Genomic DNA, 17,983 nt, shown 5'->3' with positions numbered 1-17,983 from the left:
GGACCACCCCTCGCAGGGGGACGCCGGCGCGGAACTCCCGCACCGGACGGCCCAGTCCGTCACCTGTGCGGGCGCGCTGCGGGTGCGGCGCGGTCCGGAGGCGCGTTGGCTGCCGTTGAGGCAGCACGGACGTTTCCCGGTCTCGGCGGCGTACGGGACGTACCGCCGACCCCGCCGCCGGAGGCCAGCCATGCGCATTCCGCGACCCCTGTTCCGTACCGGCCTGTCCCTGGCGGGCGCCGCCGCGCTGCCGGTCCTGTGCGCCGGTCCGTCCGCCGCCGTCTCCGGCATCACCGTGAGCGCCAACGGCTCCATAGTCTCGGTGGCCACCAGCGCGTGTGCCACCCAGACCAACGGGAGTTGGGGCAACGCCTCGCTGCTCGTGGGAGGTCAGTCGAGTTTCGAGCAGGGGGTGCGGTCGGCGCTGTCGGGCACGGCGGGCAGCCAGTCCGCGGCCTGGTCGGGGGTGGACCCGGGGACGTACACGGTGATGGTGATCTGCGCCAACGGCGTGAGCGCGGGCACCAGGACCATCACCGTGGGGGCGGCGTCCGCGCCGACGGTCTCCACGACCTCCCGGCCCCCGGCGACCCCGTCCCGCAGCGCGGCGGCACCTTCGCGGGGTACGGCCACCCCCTCCCGCAGCGCGGCGGCGTCTTCCCGCACCACGTCAACTCCCTCTCGCGGTACGGCGACTCCCTCCCGCACGGCGGTCACGCCCTCCCGTGGCGTGGCGGGCGGACTCGGCGGCGCCGTGAGCGACTACGGCCCCGCCGCCCTCGGCATCGGCTCGGGCCTCGTGGGCTCGGCGGTCATCGCGGCGGCCTGGTTCCTGCGCCGCCCGAAGCCTCGTCGGCGGTACTGACCGAAGGCGGCCCGGAGGCGGCCCGAACGCGCCTCGGAGACGCCCGGGAGCGGCCCGGACACGGCGCCCTCAGTCCGCAGTGCCCACCGTGTCCACCGCGCCCGCCGAGCCCGCCGTGTCCCCCGAAGGCACCTCGGACAGCGCGGCGACCTCCTCCAGCGCCCCGGTGAGCCACCCGGTCCAGAAGGTCTCCAGGTCGATGCCCGCGCGCAGCACCAGGTGCCGCAGCCGGTCCTCGGGGGTGTCCCGGCCGGGCGGGAAGTCGCGCCGCTCGATCTCCTCGTACTCCGCCAACTGCCGCCTGTGCAGCTCCAGATGGCGGCGCAGGTCGACTTCGAGGCCCGCTGTGCCGACGACCGCGGCCGCCCTGAGCCGCAGCAGCAGGGTGTCCCGCAGGGGTTTCGGGTCCTGGGCGGCGGCGGTCCAGCGGGCCAGTTCGGCGCGGCCTGCGGGCAGGACCTCGTAGCTCTTCTTCTGCCCACGGGCCGGCTGCTCGGCGGGCAGCGCGCGGATGAACCCCTCGGACTCCAGTTTCCCCAGCTCACGGTAGATCTGCTGATGCGTCGCGGACCAGAAGTAGCCGATCGACTTGTCGAAGCGGCGGGTCAGTTCCAGGCCGGACGACGGCTTCTCCAGCAGGGCGGTGAGGATGGCGTGCGGGAGTGACATGGGGCTCATCCTAGGGAGACGGTCGAAGGGGCCCTACAGCGTCGCCGCCAGCTCGGTGCCCTGCTTGATCGCGCGCTTGGCGTCCAGTTCGGCCGCGACGTCGGCGCCGCCGATGAGGTGGGCGCTCCGTCCGGCGGCGATCAGCGTGTCGTAGAGGTCGCGGCGGGGTTCCTGGCCGGTGCACAGCACCACGGTGTCCACCTGAAGGACCGTGCTCTCGCCGTCGACGGTGATGTGGAGTCCGGCGTCGTCGATGCGGTCGTAGCGCACGCCGGGGACCATGGTGACGCCCCGGTGCTTCAGTTCGGTGCGGTGGATCCAGCCGGTGGTCTTGCCGAGTCCGGCGCCCACCTTGCTGGTCTTGCGCTGGAGGAGGTGCACGGTGCGCGGGGGCGCGGGGCGGGCCGGGGTGGTGAGGCCGCCGGGTGCGGCGTAGTCGGTGTCGACGCCCCAGTGGCGGAAGTACGTCGCGGGGTCCTCGCTCGCCTTGTGGCCGCCGTCGGTGAGGAACTCGGCGACGTCGAAGCCGATGCCGCCCGCGCCGAGCACGGCCACGCGGTCGCCGACGGGGGCGCCGTCGCGCAGCACGTCGAGGTAGCCGAGGACGGTCGGGTGGCCGGCGCCGGGGATGTCGGGGGTGCGCGGGGTGACGCCGGTGGCGACCACGACCTCGTCGTAGCCGGTGAGGTCGTCGGCGCCGACGCGGGTGTTCAGGCGTACGTCGACGTCATGGGCGGCGAGCTGGTGGCGGAAGTAGCGCAGGGTCTCGTCGAACTCCTGCTTGCCGGGGACCTTGCGGGCGACGTTGAGCTGGCCGCCGATCTCGCTCGCGGCGTCGAACAGGGTGACGGCGTGGCCGCGTTCGGCGGCGGTGACGGCGCAGGCGAGGCCGGCGGGACCCGCGCCGACGACGGCGACGCGTTTGCGCAGCCGGGTCGGGGAGAGCACGAGTTCGGTCTCGTGGCAGGCGCGGGGGTTGACCAGGCAGGAGGTGATCTTCCCGCTGAACGTGTGGTCCAGGCAGGCCTGGTTGCAGCCGATGCAGGTGTTGATGGCCTCGGGGGTGCCCGCGGCGGCCTTGGCGACGAAGTCGGGGTCGGCCAGCATCGGGCGGGCCACCGAGACCATGTCGGCGACGCCGTCCGCGAGCAACTGCTCGGCGAGATCGGGGGTGTTGATGCGGTTGGTGGTCACCAGGGGCACGGACACCTCGCCCATGAGCTTCTTGGTGACCCAGGTGTAGGCGCCGCGCGGCACGGAGGTGGCGATGGTGGGGATGCGGGCCTCGTGCCAGCCGATGCCGGTGTTGATGATGCTCGCGCCGACCGCCTCGACGGCCTTGGCCAGGGTGACGACCTCGGGCAGCGAGGAGCCGCCGGGGACCAGGTCCAGCATGGAGAGCCGGTAGACGATGATGAAGTCCTCGCCCACGGCTTCGCGCACCCGGCGGACGATCTCGACGGGGAAGCGCATCCGGTTCTCGTACGAGCCGCCCCAGCGGTCGGTGCGGTGGTTGGTGCCCGACGCGATGAACTCGTTGATCAGATAGCCCTCGGAGCCCATGATCTCGACGCCGTCGTATCCGGCGTGCCGGGCGAGGCGGGCGGCGCGGACGTAGTCGTCGACGGTCCGCTCCACGTCCGCGTCGCTGAGTTCGCGTGGGACGAAGGGGCTGATCGGGGCCTGGAGGGGGCTCGGGGCGACCAGGTCGCGGTGGTAGGCGTAGCGGCCGAAGTGCAGGATCTGCATCGCGATCCGGCCGCCCTCGCGGTGGACGGCGTCGGTGACGGTCCGGTGCTGCTCGGCCTCCGCCTCGGTGGTGAGCCTGGCGCCGCCCTCGTAGGGGCGCCCCTCGTCGTTCGGCGCGATGCCGCCGGTCACGATGAGCCCCACTCCCCCGCGCGCCCGGGCCGCGTAGAACGCCGCCATCCGCTCGAACCCGCGCTCGGCCTCTTCGAGGCCCACGTGCATGGAGCCCATGAGCACGCGGTTGGGCAGTGTGGTGAATCCCAGGTCGAGCGGGGACATCAGGTGCGGGTAACGGCTCATCGGGCCCTCCGTGCGAAACGCGGTCGACCTTTGTTGTAGAGCAAGCTCCCGGGTTTATGCAACTAGTTGCACAAAGAGGCCCACCGGAGCGCAGTACGCCCCGGCCGGTACGTGAGCCGGCCGGGGCGTACGGGGGACTTCGGTCCGCGTCAGCGGCTTTCCAGGCGCAAGTGGAGTTCGCGTTCCTGGTCGCCCGAGGCGGTGCCGGTCTCCTCGACGGTGAAGATGTCGTCGAGGGTGTGGCGGAACCGGTCCACCGCCCAGTAGCCGCCCTGCACGTCCGCGAGGACGGACGAGTCGAGCCGGGCGGGCTCGCAGCCCTCGCGGGCCTCGGTGACGACATAGGTGCCGAGCCACACCATCGGGCGGGTCTCGTGGAGTTGCTGCGGGACCTCGTCCGTGTCCCGGTCGGAGGCGAAGCAGGCGCTCAGTACGTCGAAGACCACCCGGGCGTCCTCCTTGGAGCATCCGCTGATCTCCACCGAGACGCTTTCCGGGTGCGACGGCTCCGGATTGCTCATGACCGCTCCTTTCCCTGGCCGTGCCGCCGGGACGGGTACCCCGGGGGGCGCGGACCACGCACCCCTAGGGGGTGTCTCGCGCACGGGGAGCGGCTGACGGCCACCGCGGGGGTGACCGTCAGCCGCGAGGGAGCGGGGCCGTCAGCCGCGCGTGAACTTGTACGTCTTGCTGTCCGTCAGCACGCAGAACCCGGGCGACACCACGATCACCCGCAGGATGCCGGTGCGGCGGTCGTAGTCGATGCCCTCGGCCTCGAAGTTCCCGGAGCAGGAGCTGCGCAGCGGCAGCTGGCGCAGGGCCGTGACGTGTCCGGAGACGTTGCCGCTGCCGTTCGGCTGGGCCGACAGGTCGATCTGGAGCAGCGGCTTGGTGATGCCGAACAGCGAGCCCTCCGGGTCGTCGGAGGAGCACAGCAGCGTGGTCGGCCCGGAGAAGTCGCAGCCCTGCACGTCGCGCACCGCGTGGTCCAGCTGGACGGTGGAGGCGAGCGGCAGGTCGGCCGAGGGCGAGGTGGAGGCGTTGATGCCGGGGGTGGGGAAGACCAGGAGGCGGTTCATCGTGCCCCACTCCCCCGAGAGCATCCACTGGCCGTCGGGCGAGATGGCGTCCCAGGAGTTGTTGATGGCCTCGCCGGGGGCCAGCGTGTGGACGTACTCCGACCAGGCTCCGCCGGGCGCCTGCACCCGGTACATCTTGGAGTTGCCGGAGTCCCGCTGGTAGGGCTCGATGTAGTAGCCGTTGTACGAGGCGTCCGGGTCGCCGACGTGGTTCCAGCCCCGGGTGGACAGACCCAGCGGGATGGTGCCGATGCCGGTGTAGCGGTTGGGGCTGTTCGCCGGGATCTCGACGGAGGCCAGACCCTGGCTCTCGGTCAGCGGGTCGGCGCGGTCGGAGCCGGTCTCGGTCCAGGTGTCCGCCGCCGAGGCGGGGGTGGCGCCGAGGGACATGACGGCGGCGGTGGCGAGGGTGACGAGGCCGGTGACTAACGCTTGACAGCGCAGCCGGGCGGGCGCGGGCATGGGCCGACTCCTTGAAAAAAAGGGGGGTGGGACATTCGGTCGGCGGACAGTCTGGCCCGGCCGCACGGGCATGTACATACCAATCAGGGAACGTGGTGTGACAAGGGGATGTGACATACGTCGCCACGGGAGGCGACCGTGGTCCCGCGCGTCCGGACACCGTGGCGCCGACGTTCGCGCGGCCGCGTGTTGAGAGATGGTGGAGTCAGACGGCCACGGCGCCGGAGAGCCGGACGCGCGCGGTGGAACGACGGGTGCCGGCCCCGGGACGGCGTGCCGGGCGGACGGGCGAGGGCAGGCGGACGGGCGAAGGCAGGCGGTGCGTGGCATGAGTACGGCCGGGACCGGCGCGTTGGACGGCGGCGAGCCCGAGCGGGGTCCGGAGCGCCCCGGCGGGCTCCTCGACGTGCTCGGCGTGGCGTCGGTGGTCCTGGACACCACCGGGCGGATCGTGCTCTGGAGCCCGCAGGCGGAGTCGCTGTTCGGCTACACGGCGCACGAGGCGCTGGGCCAGTACGCGGCCCGTCTGATGGTGCACGAACGCCACCTGGAACTGGTCAAAGAGCTGTTCGCCACCGTGATGAGCACCGGGCAGAGCTGGGCGGGCGGCTTCCCGGTCCGCCACAAGGACGGCAGCACCCGCCTGGTGGAGTTCCGCAACATGCGGCTCCTCGACGTCCGGGGCGATGTGTACGCGCTGGGGCTGGCCGCCGATCAGTCGACCGTACGGCGCCTCGAACAGGACGTGGCGCTCTCCGAGCGGATGGTGCACCAGGCGCCGATCGGGCTCGCGGTGCTCGACACGGGGCTGCGGTTCGTGTCGGTCAACCCGGCGCTGGACCGGCTCAGCGGACTCCCGGCCGCCCGCCTTGAGGGGCGCACCCCGCGCGAGGTGCTGCCGCTGCTGGACGCCGACACCCTGGAGGAGACGGCGCGCGGGGTGCTGGGCACGGGCGAGCCGGTGATCGACCGTACCGTCGTGGGCCGTACCCCGGCCGACCCGGACACCGACCACACCTGGGCCCTGTCGCTGTACCGCCTGGAGGACTCCAGCGGCAACGTGCTCGGCGTCGCCCTCTCCCTGGACGACATCACCGCCCAGCATCGCGCGTTCGTGCAGGTGGAGGCGGCGCGGCGCAGGCTGGCGGTGATCGCGGACGCGACGTCCCGGATCGGTACGACGCTGGAGCTGGAGCGCACGGCCTGCGAACTGGCGGACGTCGCGGTGCCGGTGCTGGCGGACGTGGCCGCCGTCGATCTGCTGGACGCGGTGCTCGACGGCCGGCGCAGCACGCTCACCCCCACCCAGCCGGCCGTGATCCGCGCCCTCGCGGTGCGTCCGGACGACGGCGGCGACGCGGTACGGGCCGCCGACACGCCCGGCGGGATCGCCCGGTACGCGCCGGACCGCCTGGTCACCGAGTGCGTCCGCACCGGCGAGGCGGTGCTGGTGCGGCACGTGACGGACGAGGATCTGCCGCGCATCGCCCGTTCGGCCGAAGCGGCGGAACTGCTGAAGCGGGCGGGGCTGCACTCCTATCTCGCGGTGCCGCTGATCGCCCGGGGCGAGGTGCTCGGCGCCCTGGATCTGAAGCGCACGGGCAATCCGGTGCCGTTCGACGAGGACGACGTGCTGCTGGCCCGGGAGCTGGCGGCGCGGGCGGCCGTGCAGATCGACAACGCCCGCTGGTACCAGAACGCCCGCAACACCGCCCTCACCCTCCAGCGCAGCCTGCTGCCGAGCAGCCCGCCGGAGACGACCGGTCTGGAGGTGGCCTCGCGCTACCAGCCGGCGGGCGCGGCCGGGGAGATCGGCGGCGACTGGTTCGACGTCATCCCGGTGGCGGGCGGCAAGACCGCGCTGGTGGTGGGCGACGTGATGGGCAGCGGCATCAACGCCGCCGCCACGATGGGCCTGCTGCGCACCGCGACGATCACCCTGGCCTCGCTCGACCTGGATCCGGCGGCCCTGCTGGAGCGCCTGGACAAGGCCACGTCCGCGCTGGACGACTCCATCGCCACCTGCGTGTACGCCGTCTACGACCCGAAGCTGCGCCAGTGCCGGATCGCCTCCGCCGGGCATCTGCCGCCGGTGCGGGTACGGCCCGGACGCCCGCCGGAGCTGCTCTGCCTGCCCACGGGGGTGCCGCTCGGGGTCGGCGACGTGGACTTCTCGGCCGTCACGGTCCCCTTCGAGCCCGGGGACGAGCTGGTGCTCTACACCGATGGGCTGGTGGAGACCCGCTCCCACTCCCTGGACGAGCGGCTCGACCTGCTGCTCTCCGTCCTCGACGCCCCGGCCCGCCCCCTGGAGGAGGTCTGCGACGTCCTCCTCGACCGGCTGTACGACGCCGAGAGCCACGACGATGTGGCGGTGCTGATCGCGCGGGCGGGGGAGCTGCCGTGAGGGGGGTGGCGGGGGCGGACTCAGGTGCGGGGGCGGGGGCGGGCTCAGGTGCGGGGGCGGGGGCGCGCGCGGGTGCGGGAGCCGGGGTGGCTCAGACGGCCACCGTCTCCTCGGTCTCCTCCTCGGCCTCACGGTCGGCGGCCGACCGCTCGGCCTCTTCCGAGGTGGCAGGGGCGGCGTGGGGCCCGGGGGCCGGGGTCACGGCCGGGCGGCCGCGTTCCCAGGCGCCCGCGATCGCGGTCACGGCGAGGCCGACGGCGAGCCAGGCCACGAGGGTCCACACGTTGCGGCCGAGGCCGTCGTCGCCGAAGTAGAGCAGCGAGCGGACGCCCTCGACGAACCCGGCGCCGTTCCAGAAGGCGTGCAGGGAGCCGAAGAAGCCGTTCTGCAGCTCGGGCCGGAAGAGCCCGCCGGAGCTGGTGAAGTTCAGCATCACGAACAGGACCATCATGGTGAGCGTGGTCCAGCGCTTGAGGAAGGTGTGCAGGCCGACGCCGATGAGCAGGATGCCCGCCGAGTAGAGCCAGGCCATGCCCCAGACCGCGCCGAGCGCGTGGTGGGCGAGGTGGAAGACCGGCCCGGCGAGCAGGGCGCCGATGCCCGCGACCGCGGCGGACACGCCGACCGCAAGCAGTGCGCGCGCCCGCATCGACAAGGCGGCGCCCGCGGCACCGATGGCGGCGACCGAGGCGTAGGAGCCGATGCTGACCGCGATCAGCAGGAAGAACAGACCCTGTCCGGTGGGGTCGTCCTGGACGGGCGGCGCCACGTCGGTGACCTTCAGCGGGGCGCCCTCATGGGCGGCGACCGGCGTGAAGACCTTTTCCACAGCGGTTGCGCCCATGTCGGAGGCGGCACTCGCCACCAGCAGCTCGGGGGTATGTGCGCTGGGCACATAGGCGCCGGTGACATGCCGGGACTTCAGCAGGGCGACGGCGGTGGCGCGGTCGGGAACGGTACGCACATCGAGCTTGTCCCCGGCGGCGTCCTTGACCGTCTGGGCGAACACGGCGGTACGCGGCCCGGAGCCGACCACAGCGACCGGCATGTGGTGCGGCTCGGGGGTGACGAACGCCCCCATATAGGCCAGCCCCATACCTATGCACATCAGCAGGGGGGTGAGCAGGTGTGTGAGCACATGGCGCAGGGCCGGTGACAGCACCGGGGATTTCATCGGGCGCGACCTCCAACAGTTGGCTTATACAACCTTCGATTCAAGTTGTACTCTACAACCAGATGGCGGAGAAGGCATTCGGCGGAGGTGGAACCCCATGGAGGCGGCCGAGAACGCGGTGGAGACGATCCAGCGCGAGATGACGGCGTTCGCCCGTCGCGCCCGGGCGTCGGCGGGCCGGATGCACCCCGAGCTGTCGCTGGTGTCGTACACCCTGCTCGGGCATCTGGAGGAGCGCGACGGCTGCCGCGCGACCGACCTGGCCGCGCACTACGCCCTGGACAAGTCGACGGTGAGCCGCCAGGTCGCGGCGCTGGAGCGGGCCGGGCTGATCGAGCGGCGCCACGATCCCGAGGACCACCGGGTCCAGGTCCTGCATCTGACCGGCGCGGGCCGGGAGATCCTGGCCCAGGTCACGACCAGCCGCCGGGCCGCCTTCCGGGAACGGCTCGCGGACTGGCCGGCGGAGGACCTGATCCGCTTCGCGGCCTATCTGGAGCGGTACAACGCCGGAGCACCGGGGACCGGGGCCGGCTGAGGACGGCCCCGGCGGGATGGCGGTGACCGCCGGCCGACAGTGCCGCTACGCCACCGGCACCGCCCGGTGCCCGGGTGCGCGGGCGGCCATGAACGCGGTGCGCAGGCGCAGCCGGAAGCCCAGGGACTCGTAGAGCCGGATGGCGGTCGTGTTCGCGGCGCCGGTGTGCAGGAAGGGCGTCTCGCCGCGTTCGCGGATGCCGTGCGCGACGGCCAGGATCAGCCGGGTGGCCAGGCCCTCACCCCGATGGGCCGGGTCGGTGCAGACGGCGCTGATCTCGGTCCAGCCCGGCGGGTGCAGCCGCTCCCCCGCCATGGCGATGAGCCTGCCGTCGCGGCGGATGCCCAGGTAGGTGCCGAGTTCGACGGTGCGGGGCAGGAAGGGGCCGGGGCGGGTGCGCTCGACGAGGTCCAGCATCTCGGGCACGTCGGCCGGACCGAGCCGTACCGCCTCCGGTTCGGGTGCGGTGGTCAGCCCGTCGTCGACCAGCTGCACGCCTTCTATCCGGGAGGTGACCTCCCAGCCCTCCGGCACCCGCCCCCGGAAGCCGAGCAGCGGCACCTCGGCGCCGGGACCGGTCAGGGCGGCGGCGTCGGCCCAGTCCCGCGCGTCGGGCTCGTCGGGGAACGCGAGCCACGGGGAGACGTCGGCCGGGTAGCGCAGGACCCGGCCGCGCCGCTCGGCGAAGCGGGCGTGCGGGCCGGTCAGCGCGGCGAGGGCGGGGTTGTCGAGGATGCGCGGATCGCTGCCGGGGAAGGGGCCGGTGGCGGGCAGGGGCGCGGTGGCGGTGTCCGCGTGCGCGGCCGCCGCACCGGGACCCGGCTCGCCCGGTCCCGGCTCCAGCCGGTCCGGGCCCGCCGTCACCCGCGCCTCCCGGTCGCCGTGCCGCGTGGAGACGTACGCCTCGGGCATCCTCTGTCCTCGCTTCCCTCGCACCGTGTCCGGCGCGACGGCGCCGGTCATCGCCCCCAGCGCGGACACCGGTGCCGCTATTCCCGGGGCCGCCCCGAGTTCACGGGACCGCAATGAACGGGACGCGGACGGCCCTGGGCAGCCCGAACGGAATCCGAACACGGCCCGGACCGGGTCCGAACGGGGAGGGCCGAACGGCCCGTCCTGCGGCCGGACGTGAAGTCGTGGCGCGCACGAGGAGCGAGGTGCGCCGTTCGGGGTACGAAACGGGTGGGAACGCCCGTGTACGTACGCGGGCGGCGGCCGGCCCTCCGGCGCCCTCCGGGGCGTCCGCGACCCCGGCCCGGTCGCGGCGAGGAGGTGGACATGCGTACCCGGGTGCGCGGTTGGCGCCGGCGGCGCAATCCGCTGCGGCGCCGGTCGGACGTGGTGGAGGCGTGGACGGTGCTGCTGGTCGCCGTCCTGCTGGGCGTGGTGGCGCCCCTGGCCGGGGTGGCCGCGGGCCTGCACGCGCACGGGCAGGCCCAGTCCCGCGCCGCCGCGCAGCGTGCCGAGCGGCATCAGGTGCGCGCCCAGGTGATCGGCCCGGTGTCCGACCACGCGCCCCTGGTCCACCGCGACCGGGGCCACACCTACAGCGCCGAGGTCCGCTGGACCGGCCCGGACGGCACGACCCGTACCGCCCTGGCCCGGGTGCCCGCCGGGACCCGCACCGAGGACACGGTGCGGGTCTGGTTCGACCGCCGGGGGCACAGCGTGGCGCCCCCGGCGAACGACGTGGCCGTCTGGCAGCACACGGTCACCGTGGGCCTGTGCGCGACGGGCGGCACGGTCGCCGCCGTCCTCCTCGCCCGCACCCTGGAACGGCGCGTCGCCCTCCGCCGCCGCCTGGCCGAATGGGACCGCGACTGGGCCCGCACCGGGCCGAAGTGGACCCGACCCCGGGCGTGAGGGAGCGCGGCGGACCTCCGCCCGGGCTTCCCGCAGGCCGCCGACCGACGGGTTTCGGCCGGGTTTCGGCCGAACACCAGGAATTCCCTTCCCAAGTGGTTTAGACCAATGCTAGATACGGTGGCGCAATGAGCCCGAGCGGCTACGTCTTGTCACCGACAGGAGGGGCGGCATGTCCCGCACCACCCCGCACGCATCCCGGCAGAACGACGAGCAGACCCTGTACCAGCGGGTCGCGGCCCGATTGCTCGACGAACTGCGCGACGGGACGATCCCACCGGGCGAACGGCTGCCGGGCGAGCGACATCTCGCACGGCACTTCGGGGTCAGCAGGGCGACCGTCCGGCAGGCGCTGGACGTACTGCGGCGCGGCGGGATGCTCAGCACCGACCGGCGGGGCAGTCACGCAAGGCTGCGCGGGCGGCCGGTCGAGGAGCCGGTGTCGCTGACGTTCCCGGTGGGCACGGTCCCGGCCGGACCCGGCGCCGTCGACCGGGCGACGGTGACCTGGGAGGCGCCGCCGCCGGAGCACGCGCGGGCACTGGGCCTCGCCCCGCACCGGCCGACGCTGGTGCACCGCTATCTCTCGGCCGGGGCGGACGGCCGCTCGCTGCGCATGGCGGTGACCTCGTTCTCGGCGGTGGCACTGGCCGAGGTCGCGGAACTGGGGCGCTACCGGGAGCGGGCCGACGGGGCGACCCCGGCGGAACTGGGCCGGGCCTACGACTGGATGCGCAAGGCCGGACTGACCCTGCATCACCGGGACTCCATCAGCCAGGTGGGCGACGCCTCTTCGGTGCGCGTGACCCGGCGCGTACGCGACCAGTACGCGCGCCCGCTGGAGATCACGGACCTGGTGGTGAACGCCGAAGAGGACACGCTGGTCTACGAGTTCACGCTTCCGGCGGCGGGCTGACCTCCGCCGCGCGCCGGGCGACCACGAGCCGGGCGCGCGGGGCGCCGTCGTCGCGCCGCCCGAACTCGGGCAGCTCCCGCAGCTCGACGGCGAAGCCCGTGCGCCTCAACTCCCGGGTGACGTCACCGAGTCGGAAGGCCCGGTAGTACATGACGAACGGCGGCCGCCACACGGAGTTGCGCACCCGCATCACCGCGTCGAAGCCGAGCAGCACCCAGTACGCGAGACCCGTCGGGCGGGGCGGGGCGAGCACCGGGAAGGCGAAACTCCCGCCCGGGCGGAGGGAGTCGTGGACCTGTCCGAACAGCACCGGCAGCTCCTCGGGCAGGAAGTGCCCGAACGCCCCGAAGCTGACGACGAGATCGAAGGCGGCCGTGAAGGGCAGCGCGCGGGCGTCCGCACGCACCCACGCGGCGGACGGCTCCCCTGGCCCGGCGGCACGCTCCCCGGCTCCGGCTCCGGACCCGGCAGCACTCTTGCGGGCCACGTCGAGCATCCCGGCGCTGAAGTCGACCCCGGTGACGCTGCGGCGGCACAGCCCGGCCAGCACGTCCAGCCCGGCACCCGTGCCACAGCACAGGTCGAGGCCGTCGTCGTACGGACCGAGCGGGCCCAGCGCCTTCGCGACCGCCTCCAGCACCGCGTCCGGCGTCCGGAACGGGGTGTGGTCGAACTTCGGCGCGAGCAGGTCGTACCCGCGCTCCACGGACGACAGGGCCTGGACGGCGAGTTCGCGCAGGGTGGGGCCTTCGGGGCTGAACATGTCCTCAGCCTAGGCCGCGCCGACGGGGCCGGTTCAGTCCTTGAGCCGTTTCAGGGTGGCCCGGGTGTCGCTCTTCAGCCAGTCGGTGATGTCGTCGAGGGCGGGCGGGCTCTGGTCGGTGTTGTAGGAGGTGAGGTAGACGCTGTAGCCCATGATGTACGTCGTCCAGCCGTCCCGTACGGCCAGAGTGGCGAAGCGGGAGCCGCTGGAGGAGCCGCTGGTGGTGTCCCGGCTCACGAGGTAGGCCTCGTCGCCGATGCCCTCGACCGCGCGCACGTCGTAACCCGCGTGGCTGTCGTCGTAGTTCTTCCAGGTGGCGGTGAACTCCGGTCCGGGGTCGGTCTTCCGGTGCAGGTCCAGCTGCAGGGAGAGATAGGCGTCGCTGTAGGACGAGCCGGTCTTCTTCAGGCCGACGCTGCAGTAACTCTCGTGCAGGGCCGGGTCCTTGAGGGAGCTGTGCGTCGGGGCGGTGCCGGTCGAGGGGTACTCGTCCTTGAACGCCGAGTAGTCGGCGCTCGTGCACAGGTCGGAGGGGGCGGAGTAGCCGCGCAGGTCCGCGGCGCCGGGGGCGCCGATCAGGAACACTCCGGCCGCCCACGCGGCGGACGCGACGACCGCGCCGACCACGGCCCACAGCACGGCCCGCCCGGCGGCCCCTCCCCCGCCGCCGGCCGGCGGACCGGGCGGTGATCCCGGTGGCGGCCCGAACTGGACGGGCGGGGCGTAGGGGGTCCCGGGTTGGGCGGGCGGCCCGTAGGGGTTGCCGGGCTGGGCGTAGGGGTTGGCCTGCGGGGGTGACTGCGGGTTCGGGTAGGGGTAGGCCGTCGGCTGCGGCGGGACCGAGGGCTGCGGCGCGGCCGGGCCGGGCGGCGCCGGGGGCGGGCCGGGCTGCGGTGCGGGGCCGCCGGGCGGCTGGGGGGCGGGTCCAGGCTGCGGCGCGGGCTGCCCGGGCGGCTGAGGAGGCTGCGATGGCTGCGGTGGCGTGGACATGCCGTCACGGTAGTGCGGTGCGGCGGGTCAAGTCCCCGTACGTCCGGGATCGTTACGGTGCGGGGACGTCCGGCGCGAGGCCGTGACGGCGTACGCCCGCCGGGAGGCCGGTCCGGGGTCCCGGCTGGGCCGCGTGGGTGCGTGCGTGCGGCATCCGGGTTGCTCCGCTGGGCCGTCCGGCGCGGGTGGCTCGCCGCACCCCCCTCCCCTTCCTACGTTGATCATATGAGCACCGGATTCTCGCGTCGGGCGACCGTGTCAGCCTGTTCCCTCTGTGTGGCGGGGGTGCTGGCCCTCGCGCCGGCCGCCTCCGCCCTCGGACACGGCGCGGGGGAACCCGCACCCCCGGCTCCCCGCGCGGCCGTACCCCAGCCGTCCCTGCTCTACGGCTCCGGCCCCCAGGTGCGGCCCCTGCGCGGCGCGCCCGAACTGCCGGAGGTCTCGGCGCTGTCCTGGCTGGTCGCCGACGCCGGCACCGGCGAGGTCCTCGCGGCGGACGGTGCCCACCGCAAACTGCCCCCGGCGAGCACCCTGAAGACCCTGTTCGCGCTCACCGTCCTGCCGACGCTGCCCTCGGCGGAGAAACACACCGTCCGCTACGAGGAGCTGGCCGACGTAGGCGAGGGCAGCAGCCTGGTCGGTGTGGAGGAGGGCCACACCTATCAGGTGTCCGACCTGTGGCGCGGGGTGTTCCTCAGCTCCGGGAACGACGCCGTCCATGTGCTCGCCGCACTGGACGGCGGGGTGCCTCGGACGGTGAGCCGGATGCAGTCCAAGGCGCACGCGCTGGGCGCCCTGGACACCCATGTGGTCTCCCCCGACGGCTACGACGCGCCGGGCCAGGTGTCCTCGGCGTTCGACCTCGCGGTGTTCGGGCGGGAGGGGCTGCGCAACCCCGACTTCGCCCGGTACTGCTCCACCGCGCAGGCCGAGTTCCCCGGGGACGGCCTGCCGTTCGGCATCGAGAACACCAACCGGCTGCTGACCGGCGAGGACGGGGTGGCCCGCTATCCGGGGCTGGTCGGCATCAAGAACGGCTACACCAGCAACGCGGGCAACACCCTGGTCGCCGCCGCGCGCCGGAACGGCCACACCCTCGTGGTGACGGTGATGAACCCTCAGGAAGGCGGCGGCCTCGCCGTCTACGAGGAGGCGCGGTCCCTGCTCGACTGGGGGTTCGCGGCGACCGGCCGGGTGGACCCGGTCGGCTCCCTGGACGGCCTGCGCACCGCCCCCGCGCCCAAGCCGGCGCACTCGGCCGTACCGGTCGTGGCGGCCGCCTCCCCGACGCCGCCCGACGACACGGACTGGGCGGGAACCGCCACGGTCGCGGGCATCTCGGTGCTCGGCGCGGCGGTGGTGGCCCTGATCCTGCGGTCGAAGGGGCCGCGCTCCAAGGACGTCTGACCGGCCGGGGCCTTCGCGGCCCGGCCGGCCGGCGCCCGGCTCACGCGCAGGGCGTCAGCGGGACCTCGGTCAGCGCGGGTACGGGACGGACGCTGCCCACGGGGCGGCCGCCGCCCAGCAGGGCCTGGCCCTCGAAGGCGGTGAGGAGCGACGGATCGACCCCGGCGCGGGCCAGGGCCGCCGCCGCGACCGGGACACGCGCCCGGTCGGCGCCGTCGGCGATCTTGACCGCGACGGCGCGGCCGTCGGGCAGCGCGGCCACCTGGACGCCCTCGAAGCCGTCCTTGGCGAGCAGACCGGGCACCGCCCGCATGAGCGCGGCCACGTCGCGGCGGGTGCCGGAGGCCGTCTCGGCGTACTCGCGCATGGCGTCGGCCACCCGCGCCCCGGGGGTGCCGGGCGCGGCCGTGGTGATGCGGGCGGCGGCGCGGGCCAGGCCGAGCAGGGAGACGGCGAAGAGCGGCGCGCCGCAGCCGTCCACGGTGACATGGGCGGGCGGCTGTCCGGTCAGCTCCTCGACGGTGGCGGCGACGGCCTGCTGGAGGGGGTGGGCCGGGTCGAGGTAGTCGGGCAGGGACCAGCCGTTGAGACGGGCGGTCCACAGCATGGCGGCGTGCTTGCCGGAGCAGTTCTGGGCCAGCCGGGAGGGTGCGCGTCCCGCGCGGATCCACTCGTCGCGGACGACCGGGTCGTACGGCAGGTCGGGGACGTTGCGCAGGTCGGCCTCGGTGAGTCCGGCGAGGCCGAGGAGGCGCCGGGTGGCCGCGAGGTGGGACTCCTCGCCGGAGTGGCTGGCGGCGGCCAGCGAGAGCAGCTCGCCGTCGAGCGGCAGCCCGGCCCGCAGCATGGCGACGGCCTGGACGGGCTTGAGGGCCGAGCGCGGGTAGAAGGCGGCCTCGATGTCGCCGAGGGCGAACTCGACCCGGCCGCCGGCGTCGAGCACGACGACGGAGCCGTGGTGGACGCCTTCGACGATCCCGCCGCGCACGAGATGGGCGACGGGGACATGACGGGGTTCGCGGACGACGGGGGCGCCGGCGGGGAAGCTGCTGTACATCTCTGCCTGAATCACGAGGTGGGGCGGGCCGGTGCGGGGGTCACGCGTCGGCGGGGGCGGGCGGACGGACGATGCCGTCGAGGCTGGTGGCGACGCGGTCGAGATGGTGGCTCATCGCGTCGGCGGCGCCGGGTCCGGAGCCGTCGAGCAGTGCCTCGACGATGGCCCGGTGTTCCCGGTTGGACTGTTCCCGGCGGCCGGCCAGCTCGGTGAGGAAGGCCGACTGGCGGGCCAGGGCGTCCCGGATCTCCTCGATGACCTTGCGGAAGACCGGGTTCTTCGCGGCCTCGGCGACGGACAGGTGGAAGAGCGTGTCCATGGCGACCCAGGCGGTGGTGTCCGTCTCCCGGTCCATGCGGTCGAGGAGTCCGGTCAGCCGTTCCAGGTCGTCCGGGGTCCGGCGCCGGGCGGCGTAGCCGGCGACCGGGACCTCTATATGGCGGCGCACCTCCAGCAGATGGCCGGCCGTGTAGTCGCCGAACATGGGGTCCGCCACCGTACGGGCGACGACGAAGGTGCCCTTGCCGGTCCGGGAGACGGTGAGACCCATCGTCTGGAGCGCGCGCAGTGCCTCGCGGAGGACGGGGCGCGAGACCTCCAGGGTGCGGCACAGCTCGGCCTCGGAGGGCAGCTTGTCGCCGATCGCGTACGTGCCGCGTTCGATGGCGCCGCGCAGATGACCGAGGACCGCCTCCATGGCGCTGACACGCCGGGGAGCCGGGACGGTTGTCTGGCTGTCTGACAGGTTCACGGAGGCGATCCTGCGGTGTGCGGGGAAAACATGTCAAGGCGTCACAGCCAAAAGCGCGCACGGGGTGCGGAACCCCACATATGGGTTCCACACCCCGTGCGCGCCGGAGGGCTGGGGTCAGCTGCTCAGCACACCGGTGGCGAGCAGGCCGAACAGCAGCGCGCCGATGACGATGCGGTAGATCACGAAGGCGTTGAAGGAGTGCTTGGCGACGAACTTCAGCAGCCAGGCGATGGAGGCGTAGGCGACGACGAAGGAGACGCCCGTGCCGACGGCCAGCGGGGCCGCGCCCACACCGGCGCCGAGGGCGTCCTTCAGCTCGTAGATACCGGCGCCGGTCAGGGCCGGGATGCCGAGGAAGAAGGAGAGGCGGGTGGCGGCGACCCGGTCGAGGTCCAGGATGAGCGCGGTCGACATGGTGGCGCCGGAGCGGGAGAAGCCGGGGAAGAGCAGGGCGAGGATCTGCGAGCAGCCGACCAGCATCGCGTCCTTGAAGGAGGTGTCGTCCTCGCCGCGCTTGTGGCGGCCCATCTGGTCCGCGCACCACATGACGACCGAGCCGCCGATCAGCGAACCGGCGACCACCCAGAGCGAGGCGAGCGGACCGTCGATCAGCGGCTTGGCGGCCAGACCCACCACCACGATCGGAATCGTCGCCGCGATGACCCACCAGGCGAACTTGTAGTCGTGGCGGTAGCGCTCCTGGGGACGGACCAGACCGGTGAACCAGGCGGTGATGATCCGCTTGATGTCCTTGAAGAAGTACACGAGCACGGCGGCGATGGCGCCGACCTGGATGACGGCGGAGAAGCCGACGACGGACTTGTCGTCGACCGGGATGTGCATGAGCCCCTCGGCGATCTTGAGGTGGCCGGTGGAGGACACGGGGAGGAACTCGGTCACCCCCTCGACTACTCCGAGGACGACGGCTTGACCGACGGAGATGGCGCTCATGGAATCCAGTTCTGGGGAGAGGAGGTCGACAGTGCTGTA

17 protein-coding genes are annotated in these 17,983 nt (G+C 73.5%); 6 read left to right on the top strand and 11 right to left on the bottom strand.

The genetic code is table 11. From position 1 onward, the window contains the following. The first annotated feature begins 190 nt into the window (after positions 1-190). Positions 191-865 (top strand): hypothetical protein, encoded by a 675-nt coding sequence (locus tag AB0898_RS25950; protein ID WP_366805392.1) that lies wholly within the window; start codon positions 191-193, stop codon positions 863-865. Positions 866-934: 69 nt separating this feature from the next. Here the strand turns inward: AB0898_RS25950 and AB0898_RS25945 are convergent, their stop codons facing one another. The 4 genes from AB0898_RS25945 to AB0898_RS25930 form a co-directional block, all read right to left on the bottom strand. Then, positions 935-1,534 (bottom strand): PadR family transcriptional regulator, encoded by a 600-nt coding sequence (locus AB0898_RS25945; protein WP_366805391.1) that lies wholly within the window; start codon positions 1,532-1,534, stop codon positions 935-937. A gap of 33 nt (positions 1,535-1,567) precedes the next feature. After that, the gene (locus AB0898_RS25940) at positions 1,568-3,583 is read right to left on the bottom strand and encodes an NADPH-dependent 2,4-dienoyl-CoA reductase (protein WP_366805390.1); all 2,016 of its coding nucleotides are present in this window, start codon (positions 3,581-3,583) and stop codon (positions 1,568-1,570) included. Positions 3,584-3,732: 149 nt separating this feature from the next. After that, a complete protein-coding gene (locus AB0898_RS25935; protein ID WP_366805389.1) occupies positions 3,733-4,104 on the bottom strand; it encodes a hypothetical protein in 372 nt (123 codons plus the stop codon). Between the two features lie 141 nt (positions 4,105-4,245). Then, the gene (locus AB0898_RS25930; RefSeq protein ID WP_366805388.1) at positions 4,246-5,124 is read right to left on the bottom strand and encodes a hypothetical protein; all 879 of its coding nucleotides are present in this window, start codon (positions 5,122-5,124) and stop codon (positions 4,246-4,248) included. A gap of 328 nt (positions 5,125-5,452) precedes the next feature. Here AB0898_RS25930 and AB0898_RS25925 point away from each other — a divergent pair, with 328 nt between their 5' ends. Further along, positions 5,453-7,531, top strand: coding sequence for a SpoIIE family protein phosphatase (locus AB0898_RS25925; protein ID WP_366805387.1), 2,079 nt, complete (start codon positions 5,453-5,455; stop codon positions 7,529-7,531). Positions 7,532-7,622: 91 nt separating this feature from the next. Here the strand turns inward: AB0898_RS25925 and AB0898_RS25920 are convergent, their stop codons facing one another. Beyond that, positions 7,623-8,705, bottom strand: a complete 1,083-nt coding sequence (locus AB0898_RS25920; protein WP_366805386.1) for a hypothetical protein — start codon at positions 8,703-8,705, stop codon at positions 7,623-7,625. Positions 8,706-8,802: 97 nt separating this feature from the next. On the opposite strand from AB0898_RS25920, the gene AB0898_RS25915 reads away from it, so the two are divergent. After that, positions 8,803-9,243: a MarR family winged helix-turn-helix transcriptional regulator gene (locus AB0898_RS25915; RefSeq protein ID WP_366805385.1), complete on the top strand. Its 441-nt coding sequence runs from the start codon at positions 8,803-8,805 to the stop codon at positions 9,241-9,243. A 45-nt stretch (positions 9,244-9,288) separates the two neighbouring features. Here AB0898_RS25915 and AB0898_RS25910 read toward each other — a convergent pair whose 3' ends face one another. Then, positions 9,289-10,155 carry a GNAT family N-acetyltransferase gene (locus tag AB0898_RS25910; RefSeq protein ID WP_366805384.1) on the bottom strand — a complete coding sequence of 289 codons (867 nt, stop codon included), beginning with the start codon at positions 10,153-10,155 and terminating at the stop codon, positions 9,289-9,291. Between the two features lie 366 nt (positions 10,156-10,521). Between AB0898_RS25910 and AB0898_RS25905 the strand changes: the two genes are divergently transcribed. Further along, complete coding sequence (locus tag AB0898_RS25905; RefSeq protein WP_366805383.1) at positions 10,522-11,106, top strand: hypothetical protein; 585 nt, start codon at positions 10,522-10,524, stop codon at positions 11,104-11,106. Between the two features lie 172 nt (positions 11,107-11,278). After that, a complete protein-coding gene (locus AB0898_RS25900) occupies positions 11,279-12,022 on the top strand; it encodes a GntR family transcriptional regulator (RefSeq protein ID WP_366805382.1) in 744 nt (247 codons plus the stop codon). Here the strand turns inward: AB0898_RS25900 and AB0898_RS25895 are convergent. Beyond that, positions 12,000-12,785: a class I SAM-dependent methyltransferase gene (locus AB0898_RS25895; RefSeq protein WP_366805381.1), complete on the bottom strand. Its 786-nt coding sequence runs from the start codon at positions 12,783-12,785 to the stop codon at positions 12,000-12,002. The two genes, AB0898_RS25900 and AB0898_RS25895, sit on opposite strands and share 23 nt — an antisense overlap. Before the next feature lie 33 nt (positions 12,786-12,818). Beyond that, positions 12,819-13,775, bottom strand: a complete 957-nt coding sequence (locus tag AB0898_RS25890; RefSeq protein ID WP_366805380.1) for a hypothetical protein — start codon at positions 13,773-13,775, stop codon at positions 12,819-12,821. Positions 13,776-14,000: 225 nt separating this feature from the next. Between AB0898_RS25890 and AB0898_RS25885 the strand changes: the two genes are divergently transcribed. Further along, positions 14,001-15,182, top strand: coding sequence for a serine hydrolase (locus AB0898_RS25885; protein WP_366805379.1), 1,182 nt, complete (start codon positions 14,001-14,003; stop codon positions 15,180-15,182). A 40-nt stretch (positions 15,183-15,222) separates the two neighbouring features. Here AB0898_RS25885 and AB0898_RS25880 read toward each other — a convergent pair whose 3' ends face one another. The 3 genes from AB0898_RS25880 to AB0898_RS25870 form a co-directional block, all read right to left on the bottom strand. Continuing rightward, positions 15,223-16,239, bottom strand: a complete 1,017-nt coding sequence (locus AB0898_RS25880) for an asparaginase (protein WP_366805378.1) — start codon at positions 16,237-16,239, stop codon at positions 15,223-15,225. A 40-nt stretch (positions 16,240-16,279) separates the two neighbouring features. Further along, positions 16,280-16,990 (bottom strand): FadR/GntR family transcriptional regulator, encoded by a 711-nt coding sequence (locus tag AB0898_RS25875; protein WP_366805377.1) that lies wholly within the window; start codon positions 16,988-16,990, stop codon positions 16,280-16,282. 117 nt (positions 16,991-17,107) lie between these two features. Then, positions 17,108-17,944 (bottom strand): undecaprenyl-diphosphate phosphatase, encoded by an 837-nt coding sequence (locus tag AB0898_RS25870; protein WP_366805376.1) that lies wholly within the window; start codon positions 17,942-17,944, stop codon positions 17,108-17,110. Between the last annotated feature and the right edge of the window lie 39 nt (positions 17,945-17,983).

Source organism: Streptomyces sp. NPDC005435, from assembly GCF_040703155.1.
Lineage (GTDB): Bacteria > Actinomycetota > Actinomycetes > Streptomycetales > Streptomycetaceae > Streptomyces.
Note: the sequence above shows the minus strand (reverse complement) of the source record. Positions and strands in the feature narration are given on the sequence as shown.

Excerpts from the sequence above, each read along its gene's own strand:
- AB0898_RS25950 (WP_366805392.1), top strand. The coding sequence starts at position 191 with ATGCGCATTCCGCGACCCCTGTTCCGTACCGGCCTGTCCCTGGCGGGC.
- AB0898_RS25945 (WP_366805391.1), bottom strand. The coding sequence starts at position 1,534 with ATGTCACTCCCGCACGCCATCCTCACCGCCCTGCTGGAGAAGCCGTCG.
- AB0898_RS25940 (WP_366805390.1), bottom strand. The coding sequence starts at position 3,583 with ATGAGCCGTTACCCGCACCTGATGTCCCCGCTCGACCTGGGATTCACC.
- AB0898_RS25935 (WP_366805389.1), bottom strand. The coding sequence starts at position 4,104 with ATGAGCAATCCGGAGCCGTCGCACCCGGAAAGCGTCTCGGTGGAGATC.
- AB0898_RS25930 (WP_366805388.1), bottom strand. The coding sequence starts at position 5,124 with ATGCCCGCGCCCGCCCGGCTGCGCTGTCAAGCGTTAGTCACCGGCCTC.
- AB0898_RS25925 (WP_366805387.1), top strand. The coding sequence starts at position 5,453 with ATGAGTACGGCCGGGACCGGCGCGTTGGACGGCGGCGAGCCCGAGCGG.
- AB0898_RS25920 (WP_366805386.1), bottom strand. The coding sequence starts at position 8,705 with ATGAAATCCCCGGTGCTGTCACCGGCCCTGCGCCATGTGCTCACACAC.
- AB0898_RS25915 (WP_366805385.1), top strand. The coding sequence starts at position 8,803 with ATGGAGGCGGCCGAGAACGCGGTGGAGACGATCCAGCGCGAGATGACG.
- AB0898_RS25910 (WP_366805384.1), bottom strand. The coding sequence starts at position 10,155 with ATGCCCGAGGCGTACGTCTCCACGCGGCACGGCGACCGGGAGGCGCGG.
- AB0898_RS25905 (WP_366805383.1), top strand. The coding sequence starts at position 10,522 with ATGCGTACCCGGGTGCGCGGTTGGCGCCGGCGGCGCAATCCGCTGCGG.
- AB0898_RS25900 (WP_366805382.1), top strand. The coding sequence starts at position 11,279 with ATGTCCCGCACCACCCCGCACGCATCCCGGCAGAACGACGAGCAGACC.
- AB0898_RS25895 (WP_366805381.1), bottom strand. The coding sequence starts at position 12,785 with ATGTTCAGCCCCGAAGGCCCCACCCTGCGCGAACTCGCCGTCCAGGCC.
- AB0898_RS25890 (WP_366805380.1), bottom strand. The coding sequence starts at position 13,775 with ATGTCCACGCCACCGCAGCCATCGCAGCCTCCTCAGCCGCCCGGGCAG.
- AB0898_RS25885 (WP_366805379.1), top strand. The coding sequence starts at position 14,001 with ATGAGCACCGGATTCTCGCGTCGGGCGACCGTGTCAGCCTGTTCCCTC.
- AB0898_RS25880 (WP_366805378.1), bottom strand. The coding sequence starts at position 16,239 with ATGTACAGCAGCTTCCCCGCCGGCGCCCCCGTCGTCCGCGAACCCCGT.
- AB0898_RS25870 (WP_366805376.1), bottom strand. The coding sequence starts at position 17,944 with ATGAGCGCCATCTCCGTCGGTCAAGCCGTCGTCCTCGGAGTAGTCGAG.